This is a genomic window from Cellulosimicrobium sp. RS, assembly GCF_046159675.1.
In the GTDB taxonomy this organism is placed as follows: Bacteria; Actinomycetota; Actinomycetes; order Actinomycetales; family Cellulomonadaceae; genus Cellulosimicrobium; species Cellulosimicrobium funkei.
Map to the genome: position 1 here is coordinate 318,488 of NZ_JBJXVU010000004.1, position 17,837 is coordinate 336,324.

Here is a 17,837-nt window from a genome sequence, read left to right on the forward strand (position 1 = left end):
CGACCCGCGACCGGGTCCGTGGCGGCCGTCGTCGTCTGGACAGCCGTCCAGTTGTTGAATGAATCCTCAACCATCGCCCCGGTGAACGGCCGCCCGCGGGGGTCTGGGTAAAGTCTTCGCCAGAGGCCTACCAGCCGACGCTATCCGTGGGGTACTCTGGCGACGACCGACCACGCCGAAGTCCTGCTGTCGCCCGACGACGTACGAGAGCAGGGGGCCGACAGGTCGGGGCGTCGGGCAGGAGGCGCGGCACTCGTCGGGGTGGGCGAGGCAAGGCGGGACGAAGGGCGGGGCAGTGTTGGTACAGGAGCTCGAACGCAGCGACACCGGGGCAGGGACGGGCGGCATCCGGCTGCTCGAGGAACGCGACGCGAGCGTCGTGGACATGTGGGGCGAGATCGACGTCGCCCTGCGCAGCGAGGCGAGCGCCGCGCTCGCCAACGCTCTCGAACGCGACGTACCCGTGGTCATCCACACGTCCAAGGTGACGTTCATGGACTCGACGGGCATCGCGTTCCTCGTGCAGTTCTACACGATCGGCTCCGAGGAGGGGCTGTCCGTGACGCTGCGCAACCCGCCGACGGTCGTCACGGACGTCCTCGAGATGCTCGGCGTCATCGAGATCTTCGGTACCGAGCACCACGAGGTCAGCCCGGCCTGACGGCCCCGGCGAGCCCGGCCCCTCAGGACCGGGCTCGGACCGTGGCACGATCGTCAGACGGCGTCGGCCGCGAGCGACGCGGCGCCCACGATCCCGGCCGCGTTGCGCAGCTGGGCGGGCACGATCGGCGCCCGCAGGTGCAGCAGCGGCAGGAAGTGCTCGTGCTTCTTGCTCACGCCGCCGCCCACGACGATGAGGTCGGGCGAGAACAGGTCCTCGACGACCCCGAAGTAGCGCTGGAGCCGCTCGGCCCACTGCGCCCAGTCGAGGTCCTCGCGGTCGCGCGCGGCGTCGGAGGCCCGCGTCTCGGCGTCGTACCCGTCGATCTCCAGGTGGCCGAGCTCCGTGTTGGGGAGCAGGTGGCCCTCGACGAGGATCGCGCTGCCGATGCCGGTGCCGAGCGTCGCGACGAGCACGACGCCGTCCGCGTCGCGCGCGGCGCCGTAGCGCACCTCGCCCACGCCCGCGGCGTCGGCGTCGTTGACGGCGACGACGTGCCGTCCCGTCTCGCGCGCGACGAGCGCCGGGAGGTCGACGCCCGTCCACGACTTGTCGAGGTTCGCGATGAACCGCACGACGCCGTGCTGGAGCGGGGCGGGGAACGCGACCCCGATCGGCACGTCCTGCGGGAGGTCGTAGGCGCCTACGAGCTCGGCAATGACCTCCGCGACGGCCTGCGGCGTCGACGGCTGGGGGGTGGGGATGCGGTGCCGCTCCTGCGCGAACTCGCCGGTGGCGAGGTCGACCGGGGCGCCCTTGATGCCGCTGCCGCCGACGTCGATGCCGAAGGCGGTGCGGGGGCGCGGGCGGTCCGCGGGGGGTGCGGCGTGCGAGTCCTGGTGGGCGTTCATGGCAGTGTGAGGATCTCCGCTCCGTCGTCGGTCACCAGCAGCGTGTGCTCGAACTGCGCGGTCCGCGAGGCGTCCGCGGTGACTACCGTCCACCCGTCGTCCCACATCCGCCACTCGGACGTGCCGAGCGTGAGCATGGGCTCGATGGTGAAGACCATCCCGGGCTCGATCACGGTCGCGTGGTCGGGCGCCGCGTCGTAGTGCGGCACGACGAGCCCCGAGTGGAACGCACGCCCCACGCCGTGGCCCGTGTACTCGCGCACGACCCCGTACCCGAAGCGGGCGGCGTAGCGCTCGATGACGCGACCGACGACGTTGATCTGGCGGCCGGGCGCGACGGCCTTGATGCCGCGGGCGAGCGCCTCGCGCGTGCGCTCGACGAGCAGCGCCGACTCCGGGTCCACCTCCCCGACGGTGAAGGTGGCGTTCGTGTCGCCGTGCACGCCGCCCACGTAGGCGGTGATGTCGACGTTGACGATGTCGCCCTCGACGAGCTCGGTGGAGTCCGGGATGCCGTGACACACGACCTCGTTGAGCGAGGTGCACAGCGACTTGGGGAACCCGCGGTAGCCGAGCGTCGACGGGTAGGCGCCGTGGTCGAGGAGGAACTCGTGGCCCACGCGGTCGAGCTCGTCCGTCGTGACGCCGGGGGCGACGTGGCGCCCGACCTCGACGAGCGCCTGCGCCGCGACACGCGAGGCCGTCCGGATGCGCTCGACGGTCGCGGGGTCGTTGACCTCGCTCCCCTCGAAGGGCCGCGGTCCCGGCCGGCCCACGTACTCGGGGCGCTCGATCGTCGTCGGGACCTGCCGCTGGGGTCCCACGACACCCGGCGTCAGGGGGCCACGGCGCCCGGGGCGTGGAAGAGCGGCGGCGTCGGGCGGGACGGGGGCGGTGCTCATGGCCGCCAGTCTACGAACGCGCGGGCGCCGTGGGCGGCCGGCCGGGCCGGGATGGGGGAGGATCGAGGCATGAGCACCGGATCACGCTTCAGCGACGACGGCGAGCCCGCGGCCGCGGACGGGTACTACTACGACACGCGCACCGGCGAGGTGCACCGCGGCCCGAGCGCGTCGTGGTCGCACCGCATGGGCCCGTACCCGACGCGCGAGGCCGCCGAGAAGGCCCTGGAGACGGCGCGCGAGCGCACCGACGCCTGGGACGAGGAAGACCGCCGCGAGCGCGAGGAGTGACCCACGCCCCGCCGCCCGGCCCGCGCCGGGTGTGGTCGGGTCGTCTCGGCCTCCTCCTCGCGGGCCTGGCGGTGGGCGCGCTGACGTTCCTCGTCGCGCTGCAGGTCCGCGCCGTGTCGGGGGCCGGCCCGACGACGGTCACCCCCTCGGGCGGGGCCGTGCCCGCCGCGCCCGAGCCCGCGCCGTCGACGGCGTCGCCCGACCCGACCGCCACGGAGACCGGGCCGGCGCCCCCGCTCGCGGGCGTGACGGTCGCCGTCGACCCGGGGCACAACGGCGGGAACGGGGCGAACCCGCTCGTCGTGAACGCGCCCGTCCCCGACGGCCGGGGCGACACGAAGGCCTGCAACACGGTGGGGACGTCCACGGACTCCGGCTACCCGGAGCACGCGTTCACGTGGGACGTGGCGGGGCGGCTCGCGGCACGCCTGACCGAGCTGGGCGCCGTCGTCGTGCTCACGCGCCCGGACGACGCGGGCGTGGGCCCGTGCGTCGACGCGCGCGGCCGGTTCCCGCAGGAGAACGACGCGGACGTGCTCGTCTCGCTCCACGCCAACGGCACGGAGGACCGCCGCGCGCACGGGTTCTTCGCGATCGTGTCCGACCCGCCCGTGGACGAGGCCCAGGGGGAGCCGAGCGTCGCGCTCGCGCACGAGCTCGTGGCCGCGCTGACGGCGGCCGGGTTCGCGCCGTCGTCGTCGGTCGCGGCCGGCGACGGCCCCGTCCAGCGGCGCGCCGACCTGGCGACGCTCAACCACGCCGAGCGCCCGGCCGTGATGCTCGAGCTGGGGGAGATGCGCAACCCCGACGAGGCCGCGGTCATGGAGTCGGAGGAGGGGCGCCAGCGCTACGCGGACGCCGTCGCGAGCGGCGTCGCCGCGTGGGTCGCCGACGGCGGTGCGGGCGCGGGGTGACCCGGCGCCCGCACCGGGTGCTCAGCGGGCGAAGCTGTGCGCGTCGTCGGGGAAGGTCCCGCCGCGCACGTCGGCGGCGTAGTCGGCCGCCGCCTGGCCGAGCGCGGCGCCGATCTCGGCGTAGCGCTTGGCGAACCGGGGCGACCAGTCCGTCATCCCGGCCATGTCCGTCCAGACGAGCACCTGGCCGTCGCACGCGGCGCCCGCGCCGATGCCGATCGTGGGGATGCGCAGGATCTCGGTGACGCGCGCGGCCACCTCGACCGGCACCATCTCGAGCACGACCGCGACGGCGCCCGCCTCGGCCACGGCGAGCGCGTCCTCGCTGAGGCGCTCCGCGGCGTCGTCGCCCCGCCCCTGGACGCGCGGGCCGCCGAGCAGGTTCTCGGACTGCGGCGTGAAGCCGAGGTGCCCGACGACGGGGATGCCCGCGTCCGTGAGCGCCTGGATCTGCGCCGCGACGCGGCGCCCGCCCTCGAGCTTGACCGCGCTCACGCCCGTCTCCTTGAGGAACCGGACGCCGGTGGCGAGCGCCTGCTCCGGGCCCGCCTCGTACGAGCCGAACGGCAGGTCCACGACGGTGAACGCGCGGCGCGCGGCGCGCGCGACGGCGCGGGCCGGGGGGATGAGGTCGTCGACCGTGACGGGCAGGGTCGACGCGTGCCCGTGCATCGTGTTGCCGATCGAGTCGCCGACGAGCAGCATGTCGATCCCCGCGTCGTCGAAGATGCGCGCGGTCACCGCGTCGTAGGCGGTGAGCATGGTGATCTTCTCGCCGCGCGTCTTGGCCTCGGCGAGGTGGTGCACGCGGACGCGGCGCGGTCCCGTGCCGCCGGTCGCGGCGGGCTCGGGGGCGGTGTGAGCAGACATGACGGCCTTTCCTGGGTGCGGGAGGGGGCGGACGGCGCGCGGGGTGCCGGCGTCGTCAGGCGAGCGGCTCGCGCCAGCGGTTCGTGATCGGCAGACGGCGGTCGCGGCCGAACGCGAGCGCCGTGACCTTCGGGCCCGGCGGGTACTGGCGGCGCTTCCACTCGGCGCGGTCGACGAGCGTGACGACCTTGTCGACGACCTCGGGGTCGAACCCGCGGGCGAGGAGCTCGGCGCGTCCCTCGGCGTGCTCGATGTAGGCGTCGAGGACCTCGTCGAGCAGGTCGTAGGGCGGCAGCGAGTCCTGGTCGGTCTGGCCGGGGCGCAGCTCCGCCGACGGCGGCTTGGTGATCGACGACTCCGGGATGGGCGGGATCTCGCCGCGGTCGAGCGCGGCGTTGTTGCGCCAGCGCGCGAGCTGCCACACGCGCGACTTGTCGACGTCCTTGAGCGGGGCGAACCCGCCGATGCTGCCCGCGTCGTAGATCGTGGCGTACCCGGTCGCGAGCTCGGACTTGTTGCCCGGCGCGATGACGAGGTGGCCCTCGCGGTTGGAGATCGCCATGAGGATCACGCCGCGCACGCGCGCCTGGAGGTTCTCCTCCGCGACGCCCTCGAGCTCGAGCTCGCCCTGGAACGCCTCGACCATGGGCGCGATGGGCTGGACGCGGTAGTCCGCGCCGAGCCGCTTCGCGAGGTCGGCCGCGTCGTCCTTGCTGTGGTCCGACGAGTACCGCGACGGCATCGAGACGCCGACGACGTTCTCGCCCCCGATCGCGTCCGCGGCGACGGCGGCGGTGAGCGCCGAGTCGATGCCGCCCGAGACGCCGAGGACGACCGAGCGGAAGCCGTTCTTGCGCACGTAGCCCGCGAGGCCCGTCACGCACGCCCGGTACACCTCCTCGTCCGGGTGCAGCTCGGGGGCGCGCGGCCCGCGCGGGGCGCCGTCGGCGGGGAGCTCCCAGACGAGCAGGTCCTCCACGAACTGCGGCGACGAGGCGACCACCGTGCCCGCGGCGTCGGTGACGAACGAGCCGCCGTCGAACACGAGGTCGTCCTGGCCGCCCACGAGGTTCACGTACGCGACCGGGGAGCTCACCTCGCGCGCGCGGCGCGCGGCGAGGTCCGTGCGGACGTGCCCCTTGCCCTCCTCGTACGGCGAGCCGTTGAGCACGAGCAGCAGGTCGAGCCCGTTCCCCGCCTCGTCGAGCGTCGCCATCTCCGCGACGGGGCCGCCGTCCTGCCAGATGTCCTCGCAGATCGCGATGCCGACGCGGCGCCCCTCGACCTCGACGACCGTCGTCGTCTCGCCGGGCGCGAAGATGCGGAACTCGTCGAACACGCCGTAGTTGGGCAGGTGGTGCTTGTCGTACGCGGCCTGCACGGCGCCGTCGCGCAGCACGACGGCGCGGTTGGTCGGGAGGTCGGCGGGGGAGCCCGAGGCCTCGCGCTCCGCAGCGCCCGCACCGCGGGGCGCGCCCGAGGTGCCCACGGTGCCGAGCACGACGGTGACCGCGCCCAGCCCCTCGGCGTCGAGCCGCGCCGCGATGTCCGCGGCGGCGTCCCACGCCGCGCGCCGGAACGACGCCCGCAGCGCGAGGTCCTCGATCGGGTAGCCGGTGAGGGTCATCTCCGGGAAGGCGACGAGCTGCGCGCCCGCGGCCGCGGCCTCCCGGGTGCGCTCGAGGACCAGGGCGGCGTTGCCGTCGAGGTCCCCCACGCACGTGTCGACCTGTGCCAGCGCGACGCGCAGATCAGCCATGCGTCCACCCTAGACGAGCAGGGCGGACGGCTCGTCCGGGGGGCCGCCGCGCGGCACGACGTCCAGGACACGACCGTGTCACCCGTTCGTCACACGGATCAGGCAGGATGTACCGCATGGACAGGCAGCAGGAGTTCGTGCTCCGCACGGTCGAGGAGCGCGACATCCGCTTCATCCGGCTCTGGTTCACCGACGTGCTCGGCATGCTCAAGTCGGTGGCGATCGCGCCGGCGGAGCTCGAGTCGGCGTTCGCCGAGGGGATCGGGTTCGACGGCAGCTCGATCGAGGGCCTCACGCGCGTGTACGAGGCCGACATGATCGCCAAGCCGGACCCGACCACGTTCCAGGTGCTGCCGTGGCGCGGCGAGCGGCACGGTACCGCCCGCATGTTCTGCGACATCCTCACGCCAGACGGCGAGCCGTCCCTCGCGGACAGCCGCAACGTCCTCAAGCGTGCGCTCGCCCGGGCGAGCGACAAGGGGTTCACGTTCTACACGCACCCCGAGGTCGAGTTCTACCTGTTCAACCAGCCGGCCGACGCCGGGTCGCCGCTCGTCCCCGTCGACCAGGGCGGGTACTTCGACCACCTCGCGCGCGGGAGCACGCACGACTTCCGGCGCGCCGCGATCACGATGCTCGAGTCCATGGGCATCTCGGTCGAGTTCTCCCACCACGAGGCGGGGCCGGGGCAGAACGAGATCGACCTGCGCTACGCCGACGCGCTGACGACGGCCGACAACCTCATGACGTTCCGCACGGTCGTCAAGGAGGTCGCGCTCGAGCAGGGCGTGTTCGCGTCGTTCATGCCCAAGCCGATGGCCGACCACCCCGGCTCGGGCATGCACACGCACCTGTCGCTCTTCGAGGGCGACCGCAACGCGTTCCACGAGCCGGGCGCCCAGTTCGAGCTGTCCAAGACGGCGCGCCAGTTCATCGCGGGCCTGCTCGTCCACGCGGCGGAGATCACCGCGATCACGAACCAGTACGTGAACTCGTACAAGCGCCTGTGGGGCGGGGCCGAGGCCCCCAGCTACGTGTGCTGGGGCCACAACAACCGCTCCGCGCTCGTGCGCGTGCCCATGTACAAGCCGGGCAAGGGCAACTCGAGCCGCGTGGAGTACCGCGCGCTCGACTCGGCCACCAACCCGTACCTGGCGTTCGCCGTCATGCTGGCCGCCGGGCTCAAGGGCATCGAGGAGGGCTACGAGCTCCCCGAGGAGACCGAGGACGACGTCTGGGAGCTCACCGACGCGGAGCGTCGTGCGCTCGGCATCAAGCCGCTCCCGCAGTCGCTCGACGAGGCGATCCGCATCATGGAGGGCTCCGAGCTCGTCGCCGAGACCCTGGGCGAGCACGTGTTCGACTTCGTGCTGCGCAACAAGCGCCAGGAGTGGGACGCGTACCGCGCGCAGGTCACGCCGTTCGAGCTGAAGCGGTTCCTCCAGGTCCTGTGAGCGGGTCCACGACGACGTCCGGTCGGTCCGGCGGGTCCCGCCGGCCCACGCTCACGGGTCGGCTCGCGCGGTTCGGCTTCGCCGACATCACGCGCTCGGCCGGCCTGCTCGCGGACCCGGACCTGGCGCTGCTGCTCGACCCGGGTGCCCGGTCCGTCGACGGTCCCGAGGCCGGCGCCGCCGACCCGGCGGGCGTCGTCGACGACGAGCTGCTCGCCGCGTTCGGCCAGGCCGCCGACCCGGACCTCGCGCTCCTGCAGGTCGTGCGGCTCGCGGGCGCGCTGCGCCCCGACGTCGAGGCGCGCGGTGCGCTCGCGGACCTCGCGCGCGGCACCCTGCGGCCCGGCCCGGCCCGCGACCGCCTCCTCGCGGTGCTCGGGGCGTCGGTCGCGCTCGGCGACGACGTCGTGCGGCGCCCCGCGCTGCTCGAGGTCGTCGCGGACCCGGCGCCGGGCACCGGGGTGGCCGCGGGCGACGTGCGGGCCGAGCTGCTGCGCGCCGTGGGCGCCGACCCGGACGCCGCCGTCCCGGTCGCGGCCGAGCCGGGGCCTGAGCGGGTCGACGCGCTGCGCCGCGCCTACCGCGAGCGGATCCTGCGCATCGCCGCGACCGACCTCACCGTCACCGACCCCCTGACGCGCATGCCCGCGGTCGGTGCGGCTCTGGCCGACCTCGCCGCCGCCGCGCTCGAGGGCGCGCTCGCCGTCGCGCGCGCGGAGCTCGACGACCACGGTGCGGGGGTGCGACTCGCGGTCATCGGCATGGGCAAGTGCGGGGCGCGCGAGCTCAACTACGTCTCCGACGTCGACGTGATCTACGTCGTCGAGCCCGCCGACGGCTACGACGAGGAGCACGCCACGACCGTGGGGGCGCGCCTCGCGACGAGCCTCGCGCGCGTGTGCTCCGGCACGTCCGGCGAGCCCGCCCTGTGGCAGGTCGACGCCGCGCTGCGCCCCGAGGGCAAGCAGGGGCCGCTCGTGCGCACGCTCGCGAGCCACGTCGCGTACTACGAGCGCTGGGCCAAGACGTGGGAGTTCCAGGCGCTGCTCAAGGCGCGCACCGTCGCGGGCGACCGCGAGCTCGGGCGCGCGTACGAGGAGGCGATCGCCCCGTTCGTGTGGTCGGCCGCGGGTCGCGAGAACTTCGTCGAGGACTCGCAGGCGATGCGCCGCCGCGTCGAGGCGCACGTGCCCGCGGCGGAGGCCGACCGCCAGCTCAAGCTCGGCAAGGGCGGCCTGCGCGACGTCGAGTTCACCGTGCAGCTGCTCCAGCTCGTGCACGGGCGGTCCGACGACTCGATCCGCAGCCGCAGCACCCTCACCGCGCTCGCCGAGCTCGCCGCCGCCGGGTACGTGGGGCGCGAGCACGCGGCGCGGCTCGGCGTCTGCTACCGGTTCCTGCGCTCGCTCGAGCACCGCATCCAGCTCTTCCGGCTCCGGCGCACGCACCTGCTCCCGACGGCCGACGACGAGCTGCGCCGTCTCGCCCGGTCGCTCGGCATGCGGACCGAGGGCGCGGCGGGCCTCACCGAGCGGTGGCGCGCGACGCGGCGCGAGGTGCGCGGCCTGCACGAGGAGATCTTCTATCGGCCGCTCCTGCCGGTCGTCGCGCAGCTCTCGCCGGACGAGGTGAGCCTGGCGCCGGAGGCCGCGAAGGCGCGCTTCGCCGCCATCGGCTACCGCGACCCGGCGGGTGCCATGCGGCACGTCACCGCGCTCATCGAGGGCGTGAGCCGCCGCGCCGCCATCCAGCGCCAGCTCCTGCCCGTGATGCTCGGCTGGTTCGCCGAGGGCGCCGACCCGGACGCCGGGCTGCTCGCGTTCCGCACGCTCTCCGAGACGCTCGGCACGACGCACTGGTACCTCCAGCTCCTGCGCGACTCCGGGTCCGCGGCCCAGCGGCTCGCGCACCTCCTGTCCAACTCGCGCTACATGGCCGACGCGCTGGGCCGGTCGCCCGAGTCCGTGCGCTGGCTCGCGGGCGACGCGGACCTCGTCCCGCGCGGCATCGAGCGCCTCGCATCGGAGACCGACGCGATCCTCACGCGCGCCGACGAGGTCGAGCCGGCCACGGTGAGCCTGCGCGCCGTGCGGCGGCGCGAGCTGGCCCGCACGGGCGCCGCCGAGCTGCTCGGGGTCGTCGACCCGGTCGACGCCGCGCGCAGCATCTCCGACGCGGCGGACGTGGTGCTCGCGGGCGCGCTCCGGGTCGCGGAGTTCGTGGCGCGCGACGAGCTCGGGTACGACGCGCCGGACCCGTCGTCCGCGCCGGCGCGCCTGCTCGTCGTCGCGATGGGGCGCCTGGGCGGCCGCGAGATGGGCTACGGCTCGGACGCCGACGTCATGTTCGTCCACGACCCGGCGCGCGGTGCGGCCGGCGACGCCGCCCAGGCGTACGCGCTCGCCGCGGCGACGCGGCTGCGGCAGCTGCTGTCCGCCGTCGGGCCGGAGCCTGCGCTGCCCGTGGACGCCGACCTGCGGCCCGAGGGGCGCAACGGCCCGCTCGTGCGCTCGCTCGCGTCGTACACCGAGTACTACGAGCGCTGGTCCAGCGTGTGGGAGGCGCAGGCGCTCCTGCGCGCGCGGCCCGTCGCGGGCGACGTCGCCGGGCTCGGCGAGGCGTTCACGCGCGTCGTGGACGCCCGGCGCTACCCGGCCGGGGGCCTCGACCTCGCGCACGTGCGCGAGGTCCGGCGCATCAAGGCCCGGGTCGAGGCGGAGCGGCTCCCGCGCGGGGTCGAGGCGTCGCGGCACCTCAAGCTCGGGCGCGGGGGAGTGTCCGACGTCGAGTGGACCGTCCAGCTCCTCCAGCTCCTGCACGCCCACGAGGTCCCCGCGCTGCGGACCACGTCCACGGTGGACGCGCTCGACGCCGCGGTCGACGTCGGGCTCGTCGACCCCGACGACGCCGCGACCCTCGGCGAGGCGTGGCACCTCGCGTCGCGCCTGCGCAGCGCGCTCGTGCTGTGGTCCGGGCGCACGACGGGCACGACGGTGGACGTGCTGCCGCACGACCGCTTCGCGCTCAACGGCCTCGCGCGCGTGCTCGACCTGCCGGGCGTGGACACGGGAGCCGAGCTGGAGGAGCACTACCTCCGCACGGCCCGCCGGGCCCGCACCGTCATGGAGCGCGTCTTCTACGGCGAGGACTGAACGGGGGCCGCGCGGGAGACGTCAGATCGTGCGCGGGGCGCGTGCGAGGTTGGCCCGCAGCTCGTCGGCGTCCTGGCGCGCCACGTACGCCGGGCGGTCGCGCTCGACGCGCCACGACTCCGCGAGCGGGCTCGTGTCGACGGTGTCGAAGCCGAGCTCGTCGTAGAACCGCTCGACCCACGCGGCGGCCTCGGGGAAGTCGCTCGACGTCGCCAGCGCGCGGCGGCCCGGCGTCCCGGCGGGCGTGCCGTCGGTCGTGATGTGCGGCGCCTGGATGTGGTTGAACGCCTTCGCCACCTTCGACGCCGGCAGGTGCTCCTGGAGCAGGCCCGACGACGTCGTCTCGCCGCGGTCGAGCGCCTCGACGTGGCCGTCGCGCTCCCAGTAGTAGTTGTTCGTGTCGAGCACGATCTTCCCCGCGAGCGGCTCGACCGGGACGTCGCGGTACGCGTGGAACGGCACCGCCACGACGGCGACGTCCGCGGCCCGTGCCGCCTCGTCCGCCGTCGCCGCGCGCGCCCGCGGCCCGAGCTCCGCCACGAGGTCGTCGAGCGTGCGCGGGTCGCGCGAGTTCGCGATGACCACGTCGTACCCCTGCCCGACGGCGGCCCGCGCCACCTGGGAGCCGATGTTGCCTGCGCCGATGATCCCGAGAGTCGTCATGGTCTCGACAACGCACCCGCGGCGTCACTATTCCGCACGGCTCGTCGTCCGGGCCGCTGTGGCATCCTGACGTCCGAGAGGGGGCCCCATGATCGATCCGCTGGTCGCCACGTTCGCGATCCTGGCCCTCGCCGTCGTGGGCTTCATGACGAACCGCCTGCCGCTCGTCGTCGTCGCGCTCTTCGTGCCCGTCGCGCTGTGGGCGACGGGCGTGCTCCCGCTCGACGAGGCGCTGGGCGGCTTCAGCGACCCGATCGTGCTCTTCATCGCGTCGCTCTTCGTGCTCAGCGAGGCGCTGGACTCGACCGGTGTCACGGCGTGGATCGGGCAGTGGCTCGAGCGGCGCGCGTCGCTCGGGCGCGCGGGCCTGCTCACGCTCATGGTGGGCGTCGCCGCGCTGCTCGCCGCGGTCATCAGCATCAACGGCGCCGTCGCGGCGCTGCTCCCCGTCGCGGTGGTCGCGGCGGCGCGCGCCGGGATCGTGCCGTCGCGCATGCTCATCCCGCTCGCGTTCGCCGCCGGCGCGGGGTCGCTGCTCACCCTCACGGGCACGCCGGTGAACATCATCGTCTCCGAGGCGGCGGCGGAGGCCGGCGGTCGCGAGTTCGGCTACTTCGAGTTCGCGCTCGTCGGCGCCCCGCTCGTCCTCGCCACCGCGGTGCTCGTCGTGACCCTCGGCGACCGGCTGCTGCCCGAGCGCGTCCCCGAGCACCTCGCCGACACCGCGACCGACCCGCGCGAGCGCGTGCGCTCGTGGCGCGAGAGCTACACGCCCGACCTCGACACGGGCCGCCTGTTCACCGGCGGCACCGGGGTCGTGGAGGTGGTCATCGCGCCCCGATCGACCCTCGTCGGGCGCACCGTCAGCCCGGGCATGACGACGCGCGACGAAGGGCTCGTCGTGGTCGCCCTCCGGCGGGGCGAGGCGCACGCGTCGGCCTCCGATGCCGAGCGGGCCTCCGGGACGCTGACCCTCCAGCCGGGCGACGCCGTGCTCGTGCGCGGCCCGTGGGACGCGCTGCACCGGTACACGCAGTCGCCCGACGTGCTCGCGGTCGACTCGGCGCGCAGCCTGCAGCGCGGCGTCCCGCTGAGCCGCGGGTGGCGCCGCTGCCTCGCCGTGCTCGTCGTGACCGTCGTGCTGCTCGCGACGGGCGTCGTGCCGCCCGTCATCGCCGGTCTGCTCGCCGCGGGCGCCCTGGTGGTCGGCGGGGTGGTCACCGTGCCGCAGGCGTTCCGCGCGATCTCGTGGGACACCGTCGTGCTCATCGCGGCGCTCATCCCGCTGTCCGCGGCGTTCGTCTCGTCCGGGGCGGCGGAGGCGATCGCCGGGCTCGTGCTCCGGCTCACGGGCGACGGGTCGCCGCGCCTCGCGCTGCTCGTGGTGTGCGTGCTCACGCTCGTGCTCGGGCAGTTCATCTCGAACGTCGCGACGGTGCTCGTCATGGCCCCCGTCGCGGTGTCGTTCGCGCAGACGCTCGACGTGAGCGTGCTGCCGTTCATGATGGCGCTCACGGTCGTGGGCGCGGCCGCGTTCCTCACCCCGATCGCCACCCCCGTCAACCTCATGGTCCTGCAGCCCGGCGGGTACCGGTTCGGCGACTACTGGCGCCTCGGCCTGCCGCTCGCCCTCGTCTTCCTCGCGGCCGCGGTCCTCTACGTGCCGCTCGTCTGGCCGTTCTGAGCCGTGACCCCGTGACCGTCCTGCGGTCGCCGTGGCACGACGTCGCAGGTCGTGGCACGGTATACCGCGTCGCACGGGCACCGGGCCTGCGCCGACGTACCTGACACGGGGGAGTCGTCCATGGCGGAGACCACGAACGGCACGCTCTACGACGCGGTCGTCATCGGGGCGGGCTACTCGGGCCTGGCGATGCTGCACCACCTGCGCGAGATCGGCCTGTCCGTGCTTGTCGTCGACGCCGCGGACGGGATCGGCGGCACCTGGTGGGCCAACCGCTACCCGGGCGTGCGGACCGACTCCGAGTACCTCGCGTACGCGTACTCGTTCTCGCGCGAGGTGCGCGACGAGTGGGACTGGTCCGAGCGCTACCCGCGCGGTGAGGAGATCCGCGCCTACCTCGAGTTCGTCGCCGACCGGCTCGACCTGCGCCGCGACATCCGGCTCGGCGTCGCCGTCGAGCGGGCCGAGCACTCCGACGCGACGAACCTCTGGACCCTCACCCTCGCGGACGGCTCCCGGCTGCAGGCGACGTACGTCGTCTCCGCGACCGGCCTGCTCTCCCGGCCCCTGTACCCGGACCTGCCGGGGCTCGACACGTTCGCGGGGCCGGTCCACCACTCGGCCCGCTGGCCGCACGAGGGCGTCGACCTGGCGGGCAAGCGCGTGGGCCTGCTCGGGGTCGGTGCCTCGGGGATCCAGATGCTGCCGGAGCTCGCGGCCGTGGCGGAGCACGTCACCGTCTTCCAGCGCACCCCCAACTACGTGCTGGAGACGACGAGCCCCGCCGTGACGGCCGACGAGCTCGCCGCCCTGCGCGCCCGCTACGACGACGTCTTCGAGCGCGCCACGCGCCACCCCTTCGGTGTCCCCATGGAGATCCCCACGCGGTCCGCGCTCGAGGTCGACGCCGAGGAGCGCCGCCGCGTCTTCGAGTCCCGCTGGGAGGCGGGCGGCTTCCGGTTCGCCAACGAGTGCTTCACGGACCTCGTGTCCAGCCCCGAGGCGAGCGAGCTCGCGTCCGAGTTCCTGCGCGGCAAGATCCGCGAGGTCGTCGAGGACCCACGGACGGCCCGCCTGCTCACCCCGACGACGTACCGCTTCATGGGCAAGCGACCCCCGACGGGCCACGGCTACTACGCGGCATACAACCGCGAGAACGTCGAGCTCGTCGACGTGCTGACCACGCCGATCACGCGCGTGACACCGCGCGGAGTCGTCGTGGGGGAGGTCGAGCACGAGCTCGACGTGCTCGTGCTCGCCACCGGCTTCGACGCCATGACCGGGGCGCTCACGGCGTTCGACGTCGTCGGGCGGGACGGCGTCACCCTGCGCGAGCGCTGGGAGCGCGACGGTCTGCGCACCTACCTCGGCATCTCCGTCCACGGCTTCCCGAATTTCTTCATGTCCCTCGGGCCGCAGACGCCGCTGTCCAACCTCACGGTGCCCGTCCAGCGCGGCGCGCAGTGGCTCCAGCGCGCGCTCGCGTACGCGCGAGAGCACGGCGTCGACCGGCTCGAGGCCACGCCCGAGGCGGAGGAGTGGTGGCGCGCCGAGACGGACCGCGCGGCCCGCGCGACCGTCATGTACGAGGAGGGCAGGAAGGCGGGCGCCTGGTTCGTCGGCGGCAACGTGCCGGGCAAGCGCGAGGAGATCGCCGTGTACCTCGGTGGCGGGCACGTCTACCAGGACGAGTGCGCCCGCGCCGCGGCCGAGCACTACGCCGGGTTCCGCCCCGGCGCGGGGCTGCCGTCGTCCCACGTCGTGCGGTCTGAGGCTGACCCGGAGGCTGTGCCCGACGCCGGTTCGGTGTCCGGGACCGAGGAGGCGCCGGTGGCCGCCGGGGTCGGCGGCTGACCGGCGGGCTCGGCGGCTGACCGGCGGGTGCGGTGCGCCCCCTGCGTGCACCGCACCCGCCGCTCACGCCGCCGGACGTGCCGCGGCCGACCGGCCGCCCACGCCGCGGTCCGGGCTGCTCAGCAGGTCAGGCCCGAGCCCGGGGCCACGCCCAGCACCTCGGTGATCCGCACGTAGCGGTCCACGCGCGACTGCACCGACGCCGGGTTGCCCCCGCCGCACTCGAGCGCCCCGTTGAGCGAGTTGATCGTCTGGCCGAAGCCGGCGCCGGACACCATCGCCTGGTGCGACGTCATCACGCCGGGCCCGTTCTGGGTGTTCCAGTACCAGAGCGCGGTCTGCCAGGCGACGGACGGGTCCTCCTCGACGAGCCACGGGTCGTTGAGCAGGTCGATGCCCAGGGCGTCGCCGGCAGCCTTGTAGTTGAAGTTCCAGCTGAACATGATCGGCCCGCGCCCGTAGTAGGCCGTCTGGCCCGCCGGGCAGCCGAACGGCTGGGAGTAGTCGCACTTGATCCAGTAGTTCGCCTCGTTGATCTCCTTCACGTACCGCAGCCCGACCGACTCGAAGTCCGCGTGCGTGAGGAACGCCGCGGCCTCGCGCGTCCGGGTCTCCGGCGTCCCCGTGCTGGCGAACGCCGGGTACGCGCCCAGCGCGTCGACGAACCCGTCGTACGTGTAGAACGGGTGCCGCTTCGGGAAGATCGCGTCGAACTCCGCGCGGCTCACCACGAAGTCGTCCCCGCCCCCCGTGCACCGGCCCGCGTCCACCCAGACGCTCGTCGACCCCGGCGTCTCGCGCTGGGTCCACCACCGGGCCGTCCAGTTCCGCCCGTGGTGCGACGCCGTCTTCCCGCCCGAGTACGCGGTCGTCGGTGACCACGTCGCGGCGCACGCGGCGACGCTCGCGGCCTGGTCGGTGCTCGTGGGGGAGGGGCCCGTCCCCGCGCCCGCCGGGGCGGTGACGGACACGGCCAGGACCGCCGAGGTGAGGACGGAGACGACGGTGGTGAGGGCGCGCCGGAAGCGAGTGCTCATGAATCTCCCTGCTGTTGCGGGCAGCATCGTTACCGCCGCTCGCAAACCTAGCGCGAGGGGTGCTCCGGCGACAAGGGCATGCTCGTCGCACCACGCGGAACGGCGCCCGGCCTGCACCGGAGAGGTGCAGGACGGACGCCGTTCGCTGTCATCCTGGGCAGGGCCGTGAGGCCCTCCGATCAGATGTCGTAGTAGAGCTCGAACTCGTGCGGGTGCGGGCGCAGGCGGATCGGGTCGATCTCGTGGGTGCGCTTGTAGTCGATCCACGTCTGGATGAGGTCCGGCGTGAACACGTCGCCCTGCGTGAGGAACTCGTGGTCGGCCTCGAGGTTGTCCAGCGCCTCGGCGAGCGAGCCGGGGACCTGCTGGATCTGCGCGTGCTCCTCGGGCGGCAGCTCGTACAGGTCCTTGTCGATCGGCTCCGGCGGCTCGATGCGGTTCTTGATGCCGTCGATGCCGGCGAGGAGCTGCGCGGCGAACGCGAGGTACGGGTTGGCCGACGGGTCCGGCACGCGGAACTCGACGCGCTTCGCGGCGGCGGACGAGCCGGTCACCGGGATGCGGATGCACGCGGAGCGGTTGCGGGCCGAGTAGACCAGGTTGACCGGGGCTTCGTAGCCCGGGACCAGGCGGTGGTAGGAGTTCACCGACGGGTTGGTGAACGCGAGCAGCGACGGCGCGTGCTTGAGCAGGCCGCCGATGTACCAGCGCGCGAGGTCGGAGAGACCGCCGTAGCCCTTCTCGTCGAAGAACAGCGGCTTGCCGTCCTTCCACAGGGACTGGTGCGAGTGCATGCCCGAGCCGTTGTCGCCGAAGATCGGCTTCGGCATGAACGTGACGGACTTGCCGGCCTCGAACGCCTCGTTGCGGATGACGTACTTGAACTTCATCAGGTCGTCGGCCGCGTGCAGCAGCGTGTTGAAGCGGTAGTTGATCTCCTGCTGGCCGGCGGTGCCCACCTCGTGGTGCGCGCGCTCGACCTCGAGGCCGACCTTCTCCAGCGTCGCGCACATCTCGTCGCGCAGGTCCGCGAAGCGGTCGGACGGGGAGACGGGGAAGTAGCCGCCCTTGTAGCGCGTCTTGTACGCGAGGTTGCCACCCTCCTCCTCGCGGCCCGTGTTCCACGCGGCCTCGATGGAGTCGAGGTAGTAGAAGCTCGAGTGCTGGTTCGTCGCGAAGCGCGCCTCGTCGAAGAGGTAGAACTCGGCCTCGGGCGCGAAGAACGCCGTGTCGGCGATGCCGGTGGAGCGCAGGTACGCCTCGGCCTTGGCCGCGATGTTGCGGGGGTCGCGCGAGTACGGCTCGCCCGTGAACGGGTCGACGATCGAGAAGTTCACGACGAGCGTCTTGCGCTTGCGGTACGGGTCCACGAACGCGGTCTTGACGTCCGGCACGAGCTTCATGTCCGACTCGTGGATCGCCTGGAAGCCGCGGATCGACGACCCGTCGAACATCAGGCCGTCCTCGAACGCCGACTCGTCGAACTGCGAGACGGGGATGTTGAAGTGCTGCATGATGCCGGGCAGGTCGCAGAACCGGACGTCGACGAACTCGACGCCTTCGTTCCGCGTGAAGGCGATTGCCTCCTCCGCGTTGTTGAACATCCGTTGCTCCTTGATCGGGTGGTGCCGTCGGGCTGCGCGGCGGACGAGCCGCTGACGTGGCGCCCACGAACCTAGGCCGGGGCGGTTTCCCCGCGGTGTACCCATTGTTTCGGTCGTGTTACGTCCCGCGTCCCCGTGTGA

The 17,837-nt window shown here is 73.8% G+C and carries 14 protein-coding genes; 7 read left to right on the forward strand and 7 right to left on the reverse strand.

Going from position 1 to position 17,837, the window contains the following annotated elements:
• Positions 1-295 precede the first annotated feature (295 nt).
• Positions 296-661, forward strand: a complete 366-nt coding sequence (locus ACI769_RS08870) for an STAS domain-containing protein (protein ID WP_409141478.1) — start codon at positions 296-298, stop codon at positions 659-661.
• A gap of 53 nt (positions 662-714) precedes the next feature.
• On the opposite strand, the gene ppgK is transcribed toward ACI769_RS08870, so the two are convergent.
• On the reverse strand, positions 715-1,512 hold the full coding sequence (gene ppgK / locus ACI769_RS08875) for a polyphosphate--glucose phosphotransferase (protein WP_021482429.1): 798 nt from the start codon (positions 1,510-1,512) through the stop codon (positions 715-717).
• The gene (map, locus tag ACI769_RS08880; protein WP_081599903.1) at positions 1,509-2,414 is read right to left on the reverse strand and encodes a type I methionyl aminopeptidase; all 906 of its coding nucleotides are present in this window, start codon (positions 2,412-2,414) and stop codon (positions 1,509-1,511) included. The genes ppgK and map overlap by 4 nt, the downstream gene beginning before the upstream one ends.
• A 69-nt stretch (positions 2,415-2,483) precedes the next feature.
• Here map and ACI769_RS08885 point away from each other — a divergent pair, with 69 nt between their 5' ends.
• Both ACI769_RS08885 and ACI769_RS08890 read left to right on the forward strand, forming a co-directional pair.
• Complete coding sequence (locus tag ACI769_RS08885; RefSeq protein ID WP_043653514.1) at positions 2,484-2,705, forward strand: hypothetical protein; 222 nt, start codon at positions 2,484-2,486, stop codon at positions 2,703-2,705.
• Positions 2,702-3,619, forward strand: a complete 918-nt coding sequence (locus ACI769_RS08890) for an N-acetylmuramoyl-L-alanine amidase (RefSeq protein WP_391515302.1) — start codon at positions 2,702-2,704, stop codon at positions 3,617-3,619. Before ACI769_RS08885 ends, ACI769_RS08890 begins: the two co-directional genes overlap by 4 nt.
• 21 nt (positions 3,620-3,640) lie before the next feature.
• Here the strand turns inward: ACI769_RS08890 and panB are convergent, their stop codons facing one another.
• The gene (gene panB, locus ACI769_RS08895) at positions 3,641-4,489 is read right to left on the reverse strand and encodes a 3-methyl-2-oxobutanoate hydroxymethyltransferase (RefSeq protein WP_034653916.1); all 849 of its coding nucleotides are present in this window, start codon (positions 4,487-4,489) and stop codon (positions 3,641-3,643) included.
• A 55-nt stretch (positions 4,490-4,544) separates the two neighbouring features.
• The gene (locus tag ACI769_RS08900; protein ID WP_085387740.1) at positions 4,545-6,248 is read right to left on the reverse strand and encodes an NAD+ synthase; all 1,704 of its coding nucleotides are present in this window, start codon (positions 6,246-6,248) and stop codon (positions 4,545-4,547) included.
• A gap of 116 nt (positions 6,249-6,364) precedes the next feature.
• On the opposite strand from ACI769_RS08900, the gene glnA (ACI769_RS08905) reads away from it, so the two are divergent.
• A complete protein-coding gene (gene glnA, locus ACI769_RS08905) occupies positions 6,365-7,702 on the forward strand; it encodes a type I glutamate--ammonia ligase (protein ID WP_021483141.1) in 1,338 nt (445 codons plus the stop codon).
• Complete coding sequence (locus ACI769_RS08910; RefSeq protein WP_085387741.1) at positions 7,699-10,854, forward strand: bifunctional [glutamine synthetase] adenylyltransferase/[glutamine synthetase]-adenylyl-L-tyrosine phosphorylase; 3,156 nt, start codon at positions 7,699-7,701, stop codon at positions 10,852-10,854. The genes glnA (ACI769_RS08905) and ACI769_RS08910 overlap by 4 nt, the downstream gene beginning before the upstream one ends.
• 21 nt (positions 10,855-10,875) lie before the next feature.
• On the opposite strand, the gene ACI769_RS08915 is transcribed toward ACI769_RS08910, so the two are convergent.
• Complete coding sequence (locus tag ACI769_RS08915) at positions 10,876-11,517, reverse strand: NADPH-dependent F420 reductase (RefSeq protein ID WP_085387742.1); 642 nt, start codon at positions 11,515-11,517, stop codon at positions 10,876-10,878.
• Between the two features lie 88 nt (positions 11,518-11,605).
• Here ACI769_RS08915 and ACI769_RS08920 point away from each other — a divergent pair, with 88 nt between their 5' ends.
• Together ACI769_RS08920 and ACI769_RS08925 are read left to right on the forward strand one after the other, a co-directional pair.
• Positions 11,606-13,201, forward strand: a complete 1,596-nt coding sequence (locus ACI769_RS08920) for an SLC13 family permease (protein ID WP_232322545.1) — start codon at positions 11,606-11,608, stop codon at positions 13,199-13,201.
• Positions 13,202-13,321: 120 nt separating this feature from the next.
• Positions 13,322-15,055, forward strand: a complete 1,734-nt coding sequence (locus ACI769_RS08925) for an NAD(P)/FAD-dependent oxidoreductase (protein WP_085387743.1) — start codon at positions 13,322-13,324, stop codon at positions 15,053-15,055.
• 119 nt (positions 15,056-15,174) lie between these two features.
• Here the strand turns inward: ACI769_RS08925 and ACI769_RS08930 are convergent, their stop codons facing one another.
• Positions 15,175-16,092: a glycoside hydrolase family 19 protein gene (locus ACI769_RS08930; RefSeq protein WP_085387744.1), complete on the reverse strand. Its 918-nt coding sequence runs from the start codon at positions 16,090-16,092 to the stop codon at positions 15,175-15,177.
• 179 nt (positions 16,093-16,271) lie between these two features.
• Positions 16,272-17,696: a type I glutamate--ammonia ligase gene (glnA, locus tag ACI769_RS08935; RefSeq protein ID WP_409141479.1), complete on the reverse strand. Its 1,425-nt coding sequence runs from the start codon at positions 17,694-17,696 to the stop codon at positions 16,272-16,274.
• Positions 17,697-17,837: the final 141 nt, after the last annotated feature.

Excerpts from the sequence above, each read along its gene's own strand:
- ACI769_RS08900 (WP_085387740.1), bottom strand. The coding sequence starts at position 6,248 with ATGGCTGATCTGCGCGTCGCGCTGGCACAGGTCGACACGTGCGTGGGG.
- glnA (WP_409141479.1), bottom strand. The coding sequence starts at position 17,696 with ATGTTCAACAACGCGGAGGAGGCAATCGCCTTCACGCGGAACGAAGGC.
- ppgK (WP_021482429.1), bottom strand. The coding sequence starts at position 1,512 with ATGAACGCCCACCAGGACTCGCACGCCGCACCCCCCGCGGACCGCCCG.
- glnA (WP_021483141.1), top strand. The coding sequence starts at position 6,365 with ATGGACAGGCAGCAGGAGTTCGTGCTCCGCACGGTCGAGGAGCGCGAC.
- map (WP_081599903.1), bottom strand. The coding sequence starts at position 2,414 with ATGAGCACCGCCCCCGTCCCGCCCGACGCCGCCGCTCTTCCACGCCCC.
- ACI769_RS08930 (WP_085387744.1), bottom strand. The coding sequence starts at position 16,092 with ATGAGCACTCGCTTCCGGCGCGCCCTCACCACCGTCGTCTCCGTCCTC.
- panB (WP_034653916.1), bottom strand. The coding sequence starts at position 4,489 with ATGTCTGCTCACACCGCCCCCGAGCCCGCCGCGACCGGCGGCACGGGA.
- ACI769_RS08925 (WP_085387743.1), top strand. The coding sequence starts at position 13,322 with ATGGCGGAGACCACGAACGGCACGCTCTACGACGCGGTCGTCATCGGG.
- ACI769_RS08920 (WP_232322545.1), top strand. The coding sequence starts at position 11,606 with ATGATCGATCCGCTGGTCGCCACGTTCGCGATCCTGGCCCTCGCCGTC.
- ACI769_RS08885 (WP_043653514.1), top strand. The coding sequence starts at position 2,484 with ATGAGCACCGGATCACGCTTCAGCGACGACGGCGAGCCCGCGGCCGCG.
- ACI769_RS08915 (WP_085387742.1), bottom strand. The coding sequence starts at position 11,517 with ATGACGACTCTCGGGATCATCGGCGCAGGCAACATCGGCTCCCAGGTG.